The sequence below is a fragment of the Leclercia tamurae genome, from assembly GCF_025566055.1.
Classification (GTDB): domain Bacteria; phylum Pseudomonadota; class Gammaproteobacteria; order Enterobacterales; family Enterobacteriaceae; genus Enterobacter; species Enterobacter tamurae.
On sequence record NZ_JAMHKS010000037.1, the window covers coordinates 1 to 454 of the forward strand.

General features: G+C 71.6%; 1 protein-coding gene. It reads right to left on the reverse strand.

All coding sequences use genetic code 11. The features are described from left to right. Window positions 1–16: 16 nt before the first annotated feature. Window positions 17–454, reverse strand: a 438-nt coding sequence (locus M8318_RS00190; protein WP_262660575.1) for a helix-turn-helix transcriptional regulator, incomplete at its 5' end; no start/stop codon positions are given.

The window sequence follows — 454 nt, forward strand, 5'->3', positions numbered from 1 at the left end:
GGCGGCGCACCGGGCCTCAGTCTGGAAGCTGGGTGCACTGCCTGCGGTAGGCCGCCGGAGTCATCCCGTAGGCGCGCCGGAACCAGCGGCCGAGATGGCTCTGGTCGGCGAAGCCGAGGGCGCTGGCGAGGTCCGCCGGTTGCCCGCCGACAGCGAGCATCTGCCGCGCCTTGGCCAGCCGCACCTGGACCAGGTAGGCGTAGGGTGGCAAGCCGTAGGCGGCCTTGTATGCACGGTTCAGGCGGAAGCGGTCGGTACCGCAGGCGCTGGCCAGCTCGTCCAGGCCGATGTCCTGGTAGAAGTGCGCATGCAGGTAGTCGCGGGCTTTCTGCGCCACCAGCGGCAGGCGCGGATCGAACGGCTTCGCCTCGCGCCAGCCGAGGTGCACGCGCAGCCGCTCCAGCACCAGCTCCAGGGCGGTCTGCCGCAGCAGTCGCAGCTCGCGGCCATGCAG